Origin of the sequence: Pseudoxanthomonas sp. 3HH-4 (assembly GCF_006716465.1) — a bacterium.
GTDB lineage: Bacteria > Pseudomonadota > Gammaproteobacteria > Xanthomonadales > Xanthomonadaceae > Pseudoxanthomonas_A.
The window spans coordinates 415,737-433,088 of sequence record NZ_VFPB01000004.1 but is presented as its reverse complement, the minus strand read 5'-3'; the positions used below and the strand labels follow the sequence as shown (position 1 = coordinate 433,088).

11 protein-coding genes are annotated in these 17,352 nt (G+C 66.6%); 2 read left to right on the top strand and 9 right to left on the bottom strand.

From position 1 onward, the window contains the following. Nucleotides 1–140: 140 nt before the first annotated feature. The 4 genes from FB548_RS14160 to prfB form a co-directional block, all read right to left on the bottom strand. On the bottom strand, nt 141–2,333 hold the full coding sequence (locus FB548_RS14160; RefSeq protein WP_142125419.1) for an ATP-binding protein: 2,193 nt from the start codon (nt 2,331–2,333) through the stop codon (nt 141–143). Between the two features lie 3 nt (nt 2,334–2,336). Next, nucleotides 2,337–3,476 (bottom strand): two-component system response regulator, encoded by a 1,140-nt coding sequence (locus tag FB548_RS14155; RefSeq protein WP_142125418.1) that lies wholly within the window; start codon nt 3,474–3,476, stop codon nt 2,337–2,339. Between the two features lie 356 nt (nt 3,477–3,832). Beyond that, nucleotides 3,833–5,344 carry a lysine--tRNA ligase gene (gene lysS / locus FB548_RS14150; protein ID WP_142125417.1) on the bottom strand — a complete coding sequence of 504 codons (1,512 nt, stop codon included), beginning with the start codon at nt 5,342–5,344 and terminating at the stop codon, nt 3,833–3,835. 102 nt (nt 5,345–5,446) lie between these two features. Beyond that, a protein-coding gene (gene prfB / locus FB548_RS14145) for a peptide chain release factor 2 (RefSeq protein ID WP_142125416.1) occupies nt 5,447–6,572 on the bottom strand; the annotation gives its coding sequence in 2 pieces (ribosomal slippage) (nt 5,447–6,496 and nt 6,498–6,572; 1,125 coding nt in all). 115 nt (nt 6,573–6,687) lie between these two features. Between prfB and FB548_RS14140 the strand changes: the two genes are divergently transcribed. Beyond that, entirely contained in the window at nt 6,688–8,616 is a 1,929-nt protein-coding gene (locus FB548_RS14140; protein ID WP_185742117.1) for a GGDEF domain-containing protein, read from the top strand. Here FB548_RS14140 and FB548_RS14135 read toward each other — a convergent pair. Then, nucleotides 8,613–9,497 carry a LytTR family DNA-binding domain-containing protein gene (locus tag FB548_RS14135; protein WP_142125414.1) on the bottom strand — a complete coding sequence of 295 codons (885 nt, stop codon included), beginning with the start codon at nt 9,495–9,497 and terminating at the stop codon, nt 8,613–8,615. The genes FB548_RS14140 and FB548_RS14135 overlap by 4 nt on opposite strands. 154 nt (nt 9,498–9,651) lie before the next feature. Between FB548_RS14135 and FB548_RS14130 the strand changes: the two genes are divergently transcribed. Beyond that, nucleotides 9,652–10,863: an acyltransferase family protein gene (locus FB548_RS14130; RefSeq protein WP_142125413.1), complete on the top strand. Its 1,212-nt coding sequence runs from the start codon at nt 9,652–9,654 to the stop codon at nt 10,861–10,863. A 9-nt stretch (nt 10,864–10,872) separates the two neighbouring features. On the opposite strand, the gene recJ is transcribed toward FB548_RS14130, so the two are convergent. The 4 genes from recJ to carB are packed head-to-tail and all read right to left on the bottom strand — an operon-like array spanning nt 10,873 to nt 17,270. After that, nucleotides 10,873–12,597 (bottom strand): single-stranded-DNA-specific exonuclease RecJ, encoded by a 1,725-nt coding sequence (gene recJ / locus FB548_RS14125; RefSeq protein ID WP_142125412.1) that lies wholly within the window; start codon nt 12,595–12,597, stop codon nt 10,873–10,875. Beyond that, the gene (locus FB548_RS14120) at nt 12,594–13,547 is read right to left on the bottom strand and encodes a phosphoglycerate mutase (protein WP_142125411.1); all 954 of its coding nucleotides are present in this window, start codon (nt 13,545–13,547) and stop codon (nt 12,594–12,596) included. Before FB548_RS14120 ends, recJ begins: the two co-directional genes overlap by 4 nt. A 4-nt stretch (nt 13,548–13,551) precedes the next feature. After that, on the bottom strand, nt 13,552–14,016 hold the full coding sequence (greA, locus tag FB548_RS14115; RefSeq protein WP_185742123.1) for a transcription elongation factor GreA: 465 nt from the start codon (nt 14,014–14,016) through the stop codon (nt 13,552–13,554). A gap of 8 nt (nt 14,017–14,024) precedes the next feature. Next, nucleotides 14,025–17,270, bottom strand: coding sequence for a carbamoyl-phosphate synthase large subunit (gene carB / locus FB548_RS14110; RefSeq protein ID WP_142125409.1), 3,246 nt, complete (start codon nt 17,268–17,270; stop codon nt 14,025–14,027). Nucleotides 17,271–17,352 lie beyond the last annotated feature (82 nt).

Below are 17,352 nucleotides of genomic sequence, written 5' to 3'. Positions count from 1 at the left end.
AGGGGGTTGAAGCGCGCCTGCGCGTCTTCAAGGGCGAGTCCGGGTCACCGTACTCGCCAGGGACCATCCATCCCGTGGATGTCCGAGGTCTTGCGCTTCACCACTGCATGCCGCCGCATGAGCTGCGGCGGATCCGCGCGTCACGACGAAGTGCCCTCGCCGCCTTTCTCGACGGCACCACGCACGCGTTGCCGCGCATCCAGCGCCGCGCGACCATGGCTCAGATGCGAGTTGAGCGCCGCCAGACGGTGCCGCCATTCACGCGTGATCTGCCAGTCGGCCAGGCTCATCATTTCGCCCGCGGCGGCCGCAAGTTTTACCAGCCCAAGGTTGCTGGCCACGCCTTTCAGCGCATGCGCGTGTTCGCGCAGGTGTTCGCCATCGCCCCGCTCCATCGCATGGGCCATGGCGCCGATGCATCCATCCGCATCGTTGAGACACTGCTCGATGAATTCGCGTTCGAAAGCTTCGCCCATGCCGAGCGCGGTGAGTTCGTCCAGCACGCTGACATCGAGCACACCGTCAGACACTTCAGCACGTGCGGGCGTGGCCACCGTCGCGGTCGCGGAGACACGACCCGACGTGGCGATGTCCGCCAGCGCGTCCAGCAGTCGGGTGGCGACCACCGGCTTGGCCAGGAAAGCACGGGCACCGGCCTGTTCGCAGCGCTGGATCGACTCCGGCGTGACATCGGCGCTGAGGATGAGTACCGGCGTGCGACTGCCACTGCCGGCTTCCATCACGCGAAGTTGCTTGAGTAGATCCAGACCGCTCAGGCCAGGCATGTGCAGGTCGCAGATCACCGCGTCGTAGGATGCCGATTCCAATGCGTCGAGCACTTCTTCGCCGCCATTGACGCAGGTGATGCGATGCCCCGCCTTCTGCAGCAGGCGTTGCACGACCATGCGGTTGGCCTCATGGTCGTCGGCCACGAGGATCTGCATGCTGCGCACGCGCGCACGATGGCGCAGGAACGGATCGGAGAACGCAATGATGTTCTCTGCACTGGATGCTTCGGGTTCCTCCTGCAGCCATTCGGCATGGCCGTGCACCGCCGGCACCATGACGCGCTCCGGCACCGCTTCGAACGGCAACTCGACCCAGAAGCAGCTGCCGCGCTGTTCATTGCTCTCGAAGCCGATGGTGCCCCCCATCGCTTCGGTCAACCCCTTCGCGATGGTCGTTCCCAAGCCCGTGCCGCCGTAGCGCCGCGACAGGCTGCCGTCCGCCTGTTCAAACGCTTCGAACAACCGTTCGCGCAAGGCCACGGGAACGCCGATACCGGTATCGGTGACGGTGAAGCGCAGGCGCATGTGTTGCCCATCCACCATCATCGGTGTGACCGCCACCCGCACCTCGCCCTCATCGGTGAACTTGACCGCGTTGCCGGCAAGGTTGAGCAGCACCTGGCGCAGGTGGCCAGCATCACCGCGAAGCTTCAGCGGGATGGCATCGTCCACGTGTCCTTCGTAGCGGACCTGCTTGCCACGCGCCTGCGGCATCAGGATCAGCCCGATGCTCTCCACCAGTTCGCGCGGCGCGAACTCGACCACGTTCAGCTTGACCTTGCCCGCCTCGATGGCGGAGATATCCAGCACGTCCTCGACCAGGCCCAGCAGCGTACGCGTGGACGCCTGGATCGTGGACAGGCATTCGCGCTGTTCGGCATCCAGGCGCGTGGTCGCCAGCAGTTCCGACATGCCCGCCAGGCCATTGAGCGGCGTGCGGAATTCGTGGCTCATGTTCGCCAGGAACCGACTCTTCGCCTCGTTGGCGCGGCGCGCCTCGTCGGTGGCACGGGTCAGGTCGCGCAACAGGCCGGAGAGGTACATGGGCACGGCGATCAGGCCCAGCACCAGACCGACACCCAGGGTCATATTGCTGCGCCAGTAGTCATTCATCGCCACTACGGTCGCAAAGGCGGCGCTTGCCATGGCAACAGCGACCACCAGGTAGCGGTTGCCATAGCGCAGGCCATTGCCCACCGTGATCCACATCAGCACGACGTACGCCCACGAAAGCGGCTCGCCCATGCCGATCATGGCAGCGGCAAGCAGTCCGTAGTCGGCGATCATGCCCAGCCCGCGACGGACATGGGACTTGCCCGGCTGCACCAGCAGCCAGGCGAAGATGCCAAGACTGTTGACCAGGCCCGATGTGATGATGGTCAGGACGATGGTGTATTCGTCCGCCTGGAGTGCAGCGCGCGAGGACGGCAGCAGCGCATAGGTCAGGATGATGGAGATCAGTGCGACGCGGATCAGGGCCTGGCCGTGTTCGCTGTCGCCACGATGCGCCAGGCGGGATTTGATCCATGCAAGGACATTGGACATGGCTTACTCCATCCCTGGACGGCTCTGCACCGTCGAGTAGCGTTCGCAGATGTCGTCCAGCCGCGCCCGCCCACGGATCAGCGCGTCGACACATGCGGGATCGAACAGGCGGCCGCGCTGGGCATACAGATAAGCCAGCGCTGCGTCCTTTTCCCAGGCCTTCTTGTACGGGCGCGGCGAGATCAACGCGTCGAAGACATCCGCAACCGCCACTATCCTCGCTTCCAACGGGATCTGCTCACCCACGAGGCCATCGGGGTAGCCGCTGCCGTCGTAGCGCTCATGGTGGCGCAATGCGATCAGGGCACCGGTCTGGATGAAGCGGTTCTGGCTGCCCGACAGCAACTGGTGGCCGATCTTCGGGTGGCGACGCATGACATCGGTTTCTTCCGCCGTCAGCGGGCCGGCTTTCATCAGCACCGAGTCCGGGATGGCGATCTTGCCCATGTCATGCAGCGGGGCGGCCATTTCGATGGTGCGTACTTCGTCTTCGGGCAGGCCGAGCTGTTCGGCGATCAGGCCGGCCACATGGGCCATGCGCTCCAGGTACGCACTGGTGCCGCTGTCGCGATATTCGATGGCACGCGCCAGCCGTGACAGCGTTTCGCGCTCGCGTTCCTCGACCTCATGCATGCTGGACAGCAGGCGCTGCTCCAGCGAGAGCGCACGCTGCTTGACGTTCTCGGATTGCTGGCGGAGCTGCAACAGGTTGCGGCAGCGGGCGCGCAGCTCGCGCGGACGCACCGGCTTGACCAGGAAATCTATGACACCCGCCTCGAGGGCGGCCTGGCGGATGGGTTCATCGCCCACCACGGTAATCAGGATGATCGCGATGTCGCGGTGCATCGGCAGCCGCCGGAAGCGGCGGGCGAATTCCAGCCCGTCCATGCCCGGCATGCGGTAGTCCAGCAGCAGCAGGTCGGTGCGGTTCTTCTCGCACCACTCCAGCGCGGCCAGCGGATCGCCGAAGTCGTGGACGGTCAGTTCGGACGCGATGTCCTCGATGACATGGCGCAGCATGGTGCGCGCAGACGTCTGATCGTCGACGATGACGATATTCAAAGCGTTACCCACCCCTTGAGGCCACATCACGTGGCTGTCGGGCAAGGATACTCCGGCGGTGGCAACGCTCGCATCTAGCATGTCGGCAGTCCTGTTCGGCGGCGCGGACCCGGGCAGGGTCCGTGATCCACGAAGGGAACCGATGCGAATCCCGGGGCCCCCTCCCCTGATCTCTATCGGCGCAGGCGGCGGAAAATTGACCGGCCTGCGCGTGAATCGTCGCAGGAAACGTGCCAGCCGTGGCCAGGGAGTATCAGGACAGAACATAGTGACCTCCGTCACGGAATGAGGCCTTTCCGTCCGTCCTTGACGAGGGGTACAGCAGAGTGAAAGGCCTGATGGCGACTCCATCGCCGGCCCGTGGCCCCGCCGCGTCATGCAGACGGGAGCCCATTCTGCCCCTGAGCGTCACTCTCTTGACGCTTGGGGCGTGCCCATCAGCCTTGGCTTTCCGGGCGCATGTAGGGGAACAGAAGCACGTCACGGATGGAGTCCGAACCGGTCAGCAGCATCACCAGGCGATCGATGCCGATGCCCAACCCGCCGGTCGGTGGCAGGCCGACTTCCAGCGCCCGGATGTAGTCGGCGTCGAAGTGCATGGCCTCGTCGTCTCCGCCCTCCTTCGCTTGGACCTGGGCCATGAAGCGCGCCGCCTGGTCCTCCGGGTCGTTGAGCTCGGAGAAGCCGTTGGCGAGTTCCTTGCCGTTGATGAACAACTCGAAGCGGTCTGTATAGCCGGGGTGGTTGTCGTTGGCGCGGGCCAACGGCGACACCTCGACCGGGTGGTCGGTGATGAAGGTCGGCTGGACCAGGGTGTGTTCCACGGTCTTCTCGAAGATCTCCAGCAGCAGCTTGCCCCAGCCATAGGACGGCTTGACGTGGATCTTCAGACGCTCGCAATGCCGCGCCAGCGCGTCGCGGTCGGTACAGTCGGCGACGCTGATTTCGGGGTTGTGGTGGCGCACGGCCTCGTCCATGCGCCAGCGGCGGAACGTCGGCTCCAGGTCGATGTCCTGCCCGTCCCACGCCACCTGGCCGGTGCCCAGCACCTCGTGTGCCACGTCCCGGATCACGCCCTCGGTCAGGTCCATGATCTCGGTATACGTGGCGTAGGCCTCGTACAGCTCGAGCATGGTGAACTCCGGGTTGTGCCGCGTGCTGACACCCTCGTTGCGGAAGTTGCGGTTGATCTCGTACACGCGCTCCAGTCCACCGACCACCAGCCGCTTCAGGTACAGCTCGGGCGCGACGCGCAGGTACAGGTCCAGATCCAGCGCGTTGTGATGCGTGGTGAAGGGCTTGGCCGCCGCGCCGCCGGGGATGTAATGCATCATCGGCGTTTCCACCTCCAGGAAGCGGCGCGCATCCAGCCATTCGCGGATCGCGCGGATGATGCGCGAGCGCTTGATGAAGACATCGCGCGCCTCGGGCGTGACGATCAGGTCCACGTAGCGCTGGCGGTAGCGCTGTTCCACGTCGGACAGGCCGTGCCACTTGTCCGGCAACGGGCGCAGCGCCTTGGTCAGCAGGCGGAAGGCGTCGGCCTTCACGGACAGTTCGCCGGTACGGGTCCGCGTCAGGCCGCCTTCAACGCCGACGATGTCGCCGATGTCCCAGCCCTTGAACGCATCGTAGGTCTCGCCCAGCGCATTGGACTGCAGGAACAACTGGATGCGGCCGCTCTCATCCTGGATCTGAACGAAGCTGGCCTTGCCCATCACCCGCTTCGCCATCATGCGTCCCGCGAGCTTCACGCGCCGGCCGCCACGCTCGAGTGTCTCTCCGTTCCACAGCTCAGCGTCCTGGTACTGCACCTGCAGGTCGCCCGCGTAGTCGGTGCGACGGAAGTCGTTCGGGTACGCGATGCCCTGCCCGCGCAAGGCCGTCAGTTTGGCGCGGCGCTCGGCGATGAGGCTGTTCTCGTCCTGCGGAAGCGTGTGGTCTGTCATGGGGTCGTATCGTGTCCTGGGACGTGGGAGCGACGTGAGTCGCGAACGAGTGCCGGAAGAGCTCGCGACTTGCGTCGCTCCCACAAGTGATTCGTGGGCGGATCAGGCGTCGATGCGTTTCGAGCCCGCTTCCAGGCCCGACTTGAGGCTGGCCTCCACGAACTCGTCCAGGTCGCCGTCCAGCACCTTCTGCGTGTCCGTGCGTTCGATGCCGGTACGCAGGTCCTTGATGCGGCTCTGGTCCAGCACATAGTTGCGGATCTGGCTGCCCCAGCCGATGTCGGATTTGGTGGCTTCCACCGCATCGCGCTCGGCGTTGCGCTTCTGGATCTCCAGCTCATACAGCTTGGCGGCCAGCATCTTCATCGCGTTGTCGCGGTTCTGGTGCTGGCTGCGGCCGGTCTGGCAAGCCACGACAATCCCGGTGGGCACGTGGGTGATGCGCACCGCCGATTCGGTCTTGTTGACGTGCTGGCCACCGGCGCCGGAGGAGCGGTAGACGTCGGTTTTGAGGTCGGCCGGATTGATGTCGATGTCGATGTTGTCGTCCACTTCCGGCGACACGAACACCGAGGTGAAGCTTGTGTGGCGGCGGTTGTCGGAGTCGAACGGCGACTTGCGTACCAGCCGGTGCACGCCGGTCTCGGTCTTCAGCCAGCCATAGGCGAAGTCGCCTTCCACGCGCAGCGTGGCGGATTTGATGCCGGCCACGTCGCCGCCGCTGGCTTCCATCAGCTCGGTCTTCCAGCCGCGCGACTCGCACCAGCGCAGGTACATGCGCAGCAGGATTTCCGCCCAGTCCTGCGCCTCGGTGCCGCCGGCACCGGCCTGGATGTCGACGAAGGCATTGGAGCTATCCATCTTGCCGGAGAACATCCGCTGGAATTCCAGCTTGTCCACGTGCGCGGCATAGCGCTCGACGTCGGCCACCACGGCGTGCGCGGTGTCCTCGTCGTTCTCCATCTCCGCCAGTTCGAGCAGCTCGCCCGCGCCGGTCAGGCCTTCCTCGATGTCGCGGATGCCGTTGACCGTCTTGTCCAGCAGTGAGCGCTCGCGACCCAGCTGCTGCGCGTACTCGGCGTTGTTCCAGATGTCCGGGCTTTCCAGCTCGCGGTTTACTTCTTCCAGGCGTTCGCGCTTGGCATCGTAGTCAAAGATACCCCCGGAGCGAGGCCAGCCTGTCCTGCAGGTCGGCGATGCGCTGGCGGATGGGATTGAGCTCGATCATGGGGACTGTGACGGGGGATGGAATCGGTCAGCAAGGATACCAGAGCGGTGCGCCACGCCGTTTCCGGAATGGTTCTTGCATCGCACCCGATGCCCTGCCCAGAGCCACCCACGGCATGACCATCCCCATTGCACCGTCCGCATCGCTGCTGTCCGGCCTGCTCGGCCTGGCGCTGGCGTCCGCCTTCTCCGCGGCCTGCGCGGGCGATGCGCCGACAGCGCCCGTGGCGGGGCGCGCAAGCCAGGTCAGCCAGTGCCTGAAGCTGAGGCGCGACGAACCCGCCAGGGCGGTCGCGCTGGCGGATGCGCTGCTGCAGGCGAAGGACCTAAGCGTCGAGGATGAACTCAAGACGCTGAGTTGCCTGGGCATTGCCGCCAGCCTGAGCGGTGACCCGGCGCGGGCGATCAGCGCCGCCGAGCGGATGGAACGGCGCGTCGATGACACGCCGGACCTCGCACCCGCACTGCAGATGCGGGCCTATTCGCAGATCGGGGCGATCTACCAGGGCGCAGGCCACATCCGCGCCGCGGAGGCCGCTTACCTCCGCGCCTACGACGTCTCTTCGCGGCTCGACGAACACGATGCCGGGCTGGTGCAGGCCGCCACACTCAACAATATCGGGCTGATCCATGCCGATTATCTGGCCTCGCCCGATGTGGCCGACACGTACTACCTCAAAGCCCTGGCCGCAGCGCACGACGTGGGACTGGAAGACCCCCTGATCGTGCACAACCATGCGCTCAACCTGGTCGCGCTGGAGCGCGATGCAGACGCCATGGAAATGATCGACGCGGGTGAAGCCATGGCCCAGCGCCAGCAAGCCCATACCGTGATGCATCGCCTGCGCAGCGAGCGCGCCGGCCTGTGGATCCGGCAGGGGCAATTGGAACTGGCCCGGCCGGTGCTGGCAGCGGCCATCCGCGAACAGGCGAAGAACAGAGACCTGCCCGGGCAGGCGGGCTCGCTTGCGAAACTGTCGGTCCTGCAGCGCAAGGCCGGTGAACACGTGCAGGCGCTGGAGACCGCCCGCGCCGCCTGGGCATTGGTCGACAACCAGCCTCAGCCGCAGAAACAGCGCGAAGTCCTGCTCGCCTGGATGGCGGCGCATGCCGCGCTGGGTGAGGCAGACGAAGCATTGGCGGTGGGTGCCCGCCTGCACGGATTGGAGATGGAAGCGCTGAGGCATCAGCGGCTGGAGTTGCTGGCCGACCTGCAGGCACGCAGCGATAGCGCGAGCGCCCAGCGCGAACTGGAGCAGATGCGCCACCAGGCACAGATCCGCGCGCTGAACGACGAGAAATCCACCCTCCTGCGTCGTACTGGTGTGGCACTGATGACCCTGCTGGTGCTGGCGGGCGTCGGCTTCGGTCTGTTGCAGCGTCGCAAGAACCGGCAGCTGCGCAAGGTCAGTGCCACTGATCCCCTGACCGGCCTGCGCAACCGCCGCGCCGCCACGGAGTCGCTGAAGGCCATGTCGTTGCAGCGCCACGCCGCCGGTACGCGCCATGTGCTGTTCCTCATCGACATCGACCACTTCAAGCAGGTCAACGATGGTCATGGCCACCACGCCGGCGACCAGGTGCTGGTCGCGCTCTCGCGCCAGCTGCGCGCACTGGGGCGCGCGGACGACGTCATCGCCCGTTGGGGGGGCGAGGAGTTCCTGATGGCGTGCGCGGACCTGACCGAGGCCCAGGCCTGCACGGTGGCGGCGCGCGTGCAGGAAACACTGTGCGATGTGCACGAGTTGGCGCCCGGCCAGCGCTGGCCATTGACCGTCTCGCTGGGCTTCGCCCCTTTCCCGTTCTTCGACAACGCCACAGGCGGTTGGGATTACGCGCTGCGCATGGCCGATCGCGCCCTGTATGCGGCCAAGGACCGGCGCAACGCATGGGCCGGTCTGTGGGGGCGGACGCTCCCGCCCGGCATCGCCCTTCAAACGCTGCTGGAGGAGCCTGAAGGCGCGGTCCGCAGCGGCGCCATCGAACTGGTGGCCAGTTACGCCGTGGAACGTCTGCCGCGCGTGCCGGCGACCCGCGCCGCCTAGGCGGCCTCGGCCCCGGTCCGCTGACGCAGGTCTTGCCGGTAGCGGCGGCTGCAGGGTAGCGCGCTGCCATCCTTCATGTGCACGCGCGCATCACCGGTGTCCAGCGGCTCGATCGAGGCCACCTGGTCCAGGCTGACGATGTAGCTGCGGTGGATGCGGGTGAAACGGCGAGGATCCAGGCGGGTCTCGATGCCGGCGATCGTGCTCCGCAGTGGGTAGTCGTGACCGCGTACCCGCAGGTTGACGTAGTTGCCTGCGGCCTGCAGCCATTCGATGTCGTTGGCCGCCACCAGGAACTCGCGGCCCAGCTTGCGCACCAGGAAGCGCTCCGGACGATCCACCGGCTCCAGCGGCGGACCTTCGTCCGGCTCGGCCAGCAGGCTCGCTTCGCCCTGCCAGCGCCGCAGCAGGAAGCGGTAGCCTTCCACCAGCACGACGATCGTGGCAAAGCTGCGGATATCCTTCAGGTACTCGTAGACCAGTTCGCGAGGCCAGGGGCCGAACTCGTAGGTCATGCCCTGGCTACGGTAGGCCAAGACGCGCAACGCGACCATGCCGACCACGTGGATGATGCAGACCACGATGCTCGCCAGCAGGTACTCGGGTATCCGCCGGCGCCAGTTTTCCCAGTGCAGGGGGAAGCGTCGGGTGTACCAGGCGATCGCCGGGATCAGGACCAGCAGCCATACCAGCGCACTGCTCACCTCCCAGACGGCCGGCTCCCAGGCCTCCACGCCGGAGCCCTGCCGCCGCATGTCGATCAGCGTGGTCATGCTGTTGCCGATGCAGTTGGCGCCGATCATCGCCACCCAGAACCCGATCTCCACCCATCGCCGCCAGGGCAGGTAGCGTTCGTAAGTCGGCGGGGCCCGTTCCGTCATGCGCGCATTCTAGCCCGCGGCTCCCGCATCACCGCCGCAACTCGTCCCTTGCTTCCCTCGACTGGCCCCTGCCCGTCCACCACGCGTCCCCTCGCAATGGCGCGGACACGCACGGCGCCCGACGCTGGCCGTCTTGTTGACGAAGGAGACGATCATGCAACGCCGCCACGATCTGGACTGGGTCCGCGTCTGTGCCTTCGGGCTGCTGGTGCTGTACCACGTGGGCATGTACTACGTGACCTGGGACTGGCACGTGAAAAGCCCCGGCGCCAGCCACGCGCTGGAACCGTTCATGATGCTCAGCTCCCCCTGGCGACTGTCGCTGCTGTTCCTGGTGTCCGGCTGCGCCACGGCATTCCTGCTCGGCAAGGCGCGGCGGGCCGCCGATGCTCCGGGGGGGCGGATGCGCTTTCTTGGGAGCCGTTCATGGCGGCTGCTGGTGCCGCTAGTCTTCGGCATGCTGGTGATCGTGCCGCCGCAGTCCTACTACGAGGTGGTCGAACAGTTGCCTGGCGGCTACCACGAGGGCTACCTGGCGTTCTACGCGCGCTACCTGACCGGTCATGACGGCTTCTGCGATGCCGACGGCTGCCTGGACGTCCCGACATGGAACCATCTGTGGTTCGTCGCTTACCTGTGGGTCTACACCGTCGCGCTGTGGCTGCTCTGGAAGCTCGTGCCCCGCGGCATCAATGCAGCGGAGCGCCAGCTGGGTCGTTGGCTTTCCGGCATCGGCGTACTGGCCGGTCCCGTCCTGTTCCTCGGCGTGGCGCGCGTGCTGATGATCGGCCGCTTCGAGCAGACGCACGCCCTGGTGGACGACTGGTACAACCACGTGCAGTACTTCGGCGTGTTCCTGCTCGGCTTCCTCATCGCCCGTACGGACGGGGTGTGGGATGCCATCGAACGCCAGCGCTGGCCAGCCCTGGTCGCCTGGCTGCTGAGCTGGGCCGGGCTGGTCGCCTACTTCGCGCATTTTGCGGACGCGGCACCGCCCGACTGGGCACGCATGGGGATGCGGCTGGCCTGGGGGCTGAACCAGTGGTGCGCCATCGTGGCGGTACTGGGTTTCGCCCGGCACTGGCGTCCTGCCGACAATCGTGCGCTGCGCTATCTGGTGCCGGCGGTGTTTCCCGTCTACATCCTGCACCAGACGGTGACCGTGGTCGTCGCCCACCATCTGAAACCGTTGGCGATACCGCCGACGGTGGAGGGCCCCTTGCTGGTAGCGATCACCTTCGCCGCGTGCTTCGCCGGCTATGAAGTGATCCGCCGCGTGGGATGGCTGCGGCCCTTGTTCGGATTGAAACGTGCCGGGGAAGTGCCGTCCCGCAGTCCGGAGCCCCTGGCCTGGTCGGAGCGCTGACCGGCGCCCTCAAGCGGCCGGTTGCCAGTGCCGGACCAGCAACTGGATGCCGCGACGGTTCTGCCAGTCGTCGGTGTCCAGTTGATAGGCGGCCTGTATGCGGGAAGGCGGTGGCTGGTCGTGCCAGCCGTTGAACTGGATCGCGTTCAACGGTGCCGCATGCCCGGGCAGGCGCAACGAGAACTTCAGGTGCTTCTCGCCCACCACGCGCCAGTCCAGCACGTCGAACACGCCATCGAACATGGGCTCCGGGAATCCCTGCCCCCATGGCCCCGCGCCACGCAGCGCTTCCGCGTGCACGCGGTCCAGTTCGCCGGGCTGGAGTTCGCCGTCACTCAGGAGTTCTTCCTGCAGCAAGGCGTCGTCGAGCATCGCGGCGGCATGGCGGTGGAAGGCATCACGGAACACGGGCAGTGCACTTTCATCGAGCGACAGCCCCGCCGCCATCGCATGGCCGCCGAAGCGCTGCATCAGGCCGGGGTTCGCAGTGTCGATGGCCGCAAGCGCGTCGCGGATGTGGAAGCCGGGAATCGAGCGCGCCGACCCGCGCAGCGTGGCGCTGCCCGGCTCTGCGGGCGCGAAGGCCACCACCGGGCGATGCAGGCGCTCCTTCATCTTCGAGGCGACCAGACCCACCACGCCGGGATGCCATTCCGGATCGAACAGGCACGGGGCGAGCGGCGCCTGCCCGCCCTCCGCGACATCAATGCGCGCGAGCGCAGCCTGCGCCTCATCCACCATCTGTTGCTGCACGCCACGACGCTCGGCATTGATGCCTTCCAGCACACGCGCCATCTCTTCGGCCTGCGTGGCATCGTCGGTCAGCAGGCAGGCGATGCCAAGGGCCATGTCCTCCAGCCGTCCGGCCGCATTCAACCGTGGCGCGATGGCAAAACCTATGTCGGCTGCGGTCAGGCGCGCCGGCTCGCGGCCTGCCACACGCATCAATGCCTGCAGGCCCGCACATGCCTGCCCGGCCCGCAGCCGGCGCAAGCCTGCGCCGACGAGGGCGCGGTTGTTCGCATCCAGCGGCACGAGATCGGCCACGGTGCCCACGGCGACCAGATCCAGCAGCGTGGAGAGATCCGGCCCCGCGCCGTCGAACGTGCCCCGTTCGCGCAGGAGTCGTCGCAACGCCAGCAACACGTAGAACATCACCCCGACGCCGGCCAGCACCTTGCTGGGAAACGGGTCATCGCGCAGGTTCGGATTGACGATGGCGTCGGCCGGCGGCAACGTTTCGCCGGGCAGATGGTGGTCGGTGACAAGCACTTGCCAGCCCCGCGACTTCGCCGCCGCGATGCCGGCGTGGCATGCGATGCCGTGATCGACCGTGACGAGCAGGTCGGGTTGCAGCGCGGCGAGTTCATCCACCAGCGAAGGCGACAATCCATAGCCATGCACCATGCGGTTGGGCACCGCTGGCGTCACGTGCCGCGCGCCCAGCAGGCGCAGGCCACGCACGCCGACCGCGCACGCCGTGGCGCCATCGCAATCGAAGTCACCCACGATGACGATGTGCCGGTCCTGCGCGATCGCATCGGCGAGCAACGCGGTGGCGCCGCCAAGGCCGCCGAGCTGGTCGGGCGGCAGCAACTGCGCCAGGCGTGGTTGAGCCTGGTCCATCGAAAGCGCACCGCGGGCTTCGTAGAGGCGTTGCAGCAGCACCGGCACGCCTTCGGGCCACTGACCATTCGCCGCGATGGTCCGACGGCGGATCCTGGGCGAGGTCATGCCGGAACGTGGTCCGGGCGTAGCGTGTCCAGGCGCTGCATCGGGCGGCGCCAGAGGCGCCAGCGTTGCTCGCGGCGCAGCGCGAACAGCGCGCCATCCTCGAAGTCCAGGGTCAGCCCATCCAACTCGCGCTTGTGCAGGGCGTCCAGCAGAGGCTGCAACGCGTCACGGCACAGCAGATCCAGATTGCGCAGATGACGCAGGTCGATCAGCGCATCCACGCCGCCCTCCCCGTTCGCGTGCACGGGTTCCACCCCGGCCGCATGCGCCAGCGACTGCAACAGCACATCGTTGCCTTTGACCTGGCGGAAACCAGTGCGTACGAAGTCCGGCAGCACGCCGCCGCCCCAGAACCAAAGCGAGTTCACCGGCGGCTTGCCCTGCGCGACGCGCTGTGCGTTCCAAGGGTGGTTGTGCAGCAGCACCTGCGCTTCGCTGAGCAGGGCACGCCAACGGCGGCCCGCTTCGCCTTCCGGCAGGTGCGCGAAGAGATCGTCGCCCAGCACGTCATTCACCGGCGCGAACACCGGAAGTTTCGCGTCGGGCGGCAGGCGCAGGTACCAGCGGGCGGGATCCGGCGCGTCCAGCAGCATGCCGGCATCGCCGAACAGCGGCTTCAGTGCCGGCAGCAACTCCGCGATGTCTTCGCCGCCCAGCGCCAGCGCCTCGCCATACGCCAGCATGCGCGCGCCATTCATGTCGGGCGACACGCGCGCAGGATCGGCACGCAGCCACAACGCGCCGGCGGCATCCCTTGCGTCGCGCTGGCGCGTCAGGGCTGCGACCGGCCAATGGTCCGGCACCAGTTGGAAGTGGCGCCGCAGCTGCGCATGCTCGCCTGCCTCACCGGCCGCGCGATCCGCGCGCCCCAACGCCCGCGCCACATCGGCCGGCAGTGCCTGTCCCACCAGGCGGGTACGCGGAGGCAACAGCAGCGTGGCCTGCGCCATCGGCTCAGTCTGCGTAGGAAACGCTGACGATTTCGTATTCGCGCTGGCCGGCAGGCGCGTCGATCGTGACGCTGTCGCCTTCGTGCTTGCCGATCAGCGCCCGGGCCAGCGGCGAGGAGATCGCGATCAGGCCCAGCTTGATGTCCGCCTCCAGGTCGCCGACCACCTGATAGCGCTTCTCCTCGTCGGTGTCGACATCGGCCAGCACCACGCGGGCGCCGAACACGATGCGCGTGCCGGCGTTGAGCTTGCTGACATCGATGATCTCGGCGTGCGACAGCTCGCCTTCCAGCTGCTTGATGCGGCCTTCGATGAAACCCTGCTGCTCGCGGGCAGCATGGTATTCCGCGTTTTCCTTCAGGTCACCGTGCGCGCGCGCTTCGGCGATGGCGGTGATCACTTCCGGCCGCTTAACCGTCTTCAGCAGATCCAGTTCCTGGCGCAGGCGCTGCGCGCCCTGCATGGTCAATGGGGCTCTCACCCTTGAAGCTCCTTGTGCAGTTCCTGCAATGCCAGCACCGGGCCCGTGCCACGGTATTCCAGCGAATGCACCAGCGCCTTGGCGCCGGCAACGGTGGTTGAGTAGGTGACGCGGTGCTGCAAGGCCTCGCGCCGGATCGAGAAGGAGTCGGCAATGGCCTGGCGTCCTTCCGTCGTGTTGACGATATACACGATCTCGCCGTTCTTGATCAGGTCCACCACGTGCGGACGGCCCTCGACCACCTTGTTCACCTGCTCGCAGTCGATGCCGCGCTCACGCAGCCACGCGGCGGTGCCGGCGGTGGCCACGATGCTGAAACCGCGGCCTACCAGCTCCTGCGCCACCGGCAGCACGCGCTTCTTGTCCGGGTCGCGTACCGAGATGAACACCTTGCCGACCGGCGGCGCCTTGATGCCACCGGCTTCCTGCGCGCGCGCCATGGCGGCGCCGAAACTGCGGCCCACGCCCATCACCTCGCCGGTGGAACGCATTTCCGGGCCCAGGATCGGGTCCACGCCCTGGAACTTGGCGAACGGAAAGATCGCCTCCTTCACCGAGTAGTAGTCCGGCACGATCTCCCGGGTAGCGCCCTGCCCTGCCAGCGTCTTGCCGGCCATGCAGCGGGCCGCGATCTTGGCCAGCGGCATGCCGGTGGCCTTGGATACGAACGGCACCGTACGCGAGGCGCGCGGGTTCACTTCCAGCAGGTAGACGATGTCGTCCCCACCATCCTCGGCGGCCTGGATGGCGAACTGGGTGTTCATCAGGCCGACGACCTTCAGTGCCTTGGCCAGTTCCACCACCTGCCGGCGCAGTTCGTCCTGCGTCTTGGCCGACAGCGAGTACGGCGGCAGCGAGCAGGACGAATCGCCCGAATGCACGCCCGCTTCCTCGATGTGCTCCATCACGCCACCGATCAGCACGTTGCCTTCGGGGTCGGCGATGATGTCCACGTCCACTTCCACCGCATTGTCGAGGAAGCGGTCGAGCAGCACCGGCGAATCGTTGGAGACCTTCACCGCGTCGCGCACGTAGCGGGCCAGGTCGGATTCGCCATAGACGATCTCCATCGCGCGTCCGCCCAGCACGTACGACGGACGCACCACCAGCGGATAGCCGATTTCCCGGGCCAGCAGCAGCGCTTCCTGGTCGTTGCGGGCGATGCGGTTCGGCGGCTGCTTCAGACCCAGCCTGTCGACCAGTTGCTGGAAACGCTCGCGGTCTTCGGCCAGGTCGATCGAGTCCGGCGACGTGCCGATGATCGGCACGCCATTGGCTTCCAGGGCCTGCGCCAGCTTCAGCGGGGTCTGCCCGCCGTACTGCACGATCACGCCCTTGGGCTGCTCCAGCTCCACGATGGCCAGCACGTCTTCCAGCGTGAGCGGTTCGAAATACAGGCGGTCCGAGGTGTCGTAGTCGGTGGACACGGTTTCCGGATTGCAGTTGACCATGATGGTCTCGAATCCATCCTCGCGCAGCGCGAGCGCTGCATGCACGCAGCAGTAGTCGAACTCGATGCCCTGCCCGATCCGGTTCGGACCACCGCCCAGGATCATGATCTTGTCGCGGTTGGTCGGCTCGGCCTCGCACTCGTCCTCGTAGGTCGAGTACAGGTAGGCGGTGCTGGTGGCGAACTCGGCCGCGCACGAGTCCACGCGCTTGTAGACCGGCTTCACCCCCAGTGCCTTGCGCAGCACGCGCACGGCGGCTTCATTCGTGTTCGCCAGTTGCGCCAGGCGCGCATCCGAGAAACCCATGCGCTTGAGACGGCGCATGCGCGCCTTGTCCAGCGAGCCGAGCCCATCGGTGGCCAGTTGCTGCTCGGCGGCGATGATCTCTTCCATCTGGTCGAGGAACCACGGATCGATGAACGACAGCGCATGCACCTGCTCCACGGTCATGCCGGCACGGAAGGCGTCGGCGACGTGGAACAGACGCTCCGGGCCGGGCGCCTTCAGTTCGCGGCGCAGCGTGGTCAGGTCGTCTTCGCTGGTGAGGTCCAGGCCGGTCGGGTCGAGGCCGACCTTGCCGGTTTCCAGGCCGCGCAACGCCTTCTGCAGCGATTCCTGGAAGGTGCGGCCCATCGCCATCACCTCGCCCACCGACTTCATCTGCGTGGTCAGGCGTGCATCGGCCTGCGGGAACTTCTCGAACGCGAAGCGCGGGATCTTGGTGACCACGTAGTCGATGGCCGGTTCGAACGAGGCCGGCGTCAGGCCGCCGGTGATCTCGTTCTTCAGCTCATCCAGGGTGTAGCCCACGGCCAGCTTCGCCGCGACCTTGGCGATCGGGAAGCCGGTGGCCTTCGATGCCAGCGCGGACGAACGCGACACGCGCGGATTCATCTCGATGACGACCACGCGCCCGGTCTGCGCATTGATGCCGAACTGCACGTTCGAACCGCCGGTGTCCACGCCGATCTTGCGCAGCACCGCGATGGAGGCATCGCGCAGGCGCTGGTATTCCTTGTCGGTCAGGGTCTGCGCGGGTGCGACCGTGATGCTGTCGCCGGTGTGCACGCCCATCGGGTCGAGGTTCTCGATGGAGCACACGATGATGCAGTTGTCCGCGGTGTCGCGGACCACTTCCATCTCGAATTCCTTCCAGCCCAGCACCGACTCCTCAACCAGCACTTCGGTGGTCGGCGACAGTTCCAGGCCGCGGGTGACGATGTCGATCAGTTCTTCGCGGTTGTAAGCGATCCCGCCACCGCTGCCGCCCAAGGTGAAGCTGGGCCGGATGATGGTGGGATAGCCGACGCGGGTCTGGATCTCCAGCGCTTCTTCCAGCGTGTGGGCCACGGCGGCTTTCGGACATTCCAGTCCGATCTCGCCCATGGCCACGCGGAACAGCTCGCGGTCCTCGGCCATACGGATGGCTTCGCGCTTGGCGCCGATCAGCTCGACCCCGTACTTCTCCAGTACCCCGTTGTCGGCCAGGTCCAGCGCGCAGTTCAGCGCGGTCTGACCCCCCATGGTCGGCAGCAGCGCGTCGGGTTTCTCCTTGGCGATGATCTTCTCGACCGTCTGCCAGTTGATGGGCTCGATGTAGACCGCATCCGCCATCTCCGGGTCGGTCATGATGGTCGCCGGATTGCTGTTGACCAGCACCACCCGGTACCCCTCTTCCCGCAGCGCCTTGCATGCCTGCGCGCCGGAATAATCGAACTCGCAGGCCTGGCCGATGACGATCGGGCCTGCGCCGATGATCAGGATGGTTTTAAGGTCGTTGCGCTTGGGCATGGGAATCTACTTCTCGGATTGTGTGGGGCCGCCGCCCTGGGCATCTGCTCCAGGCGCGCGTCCGACAGGGGCGATGGACGGG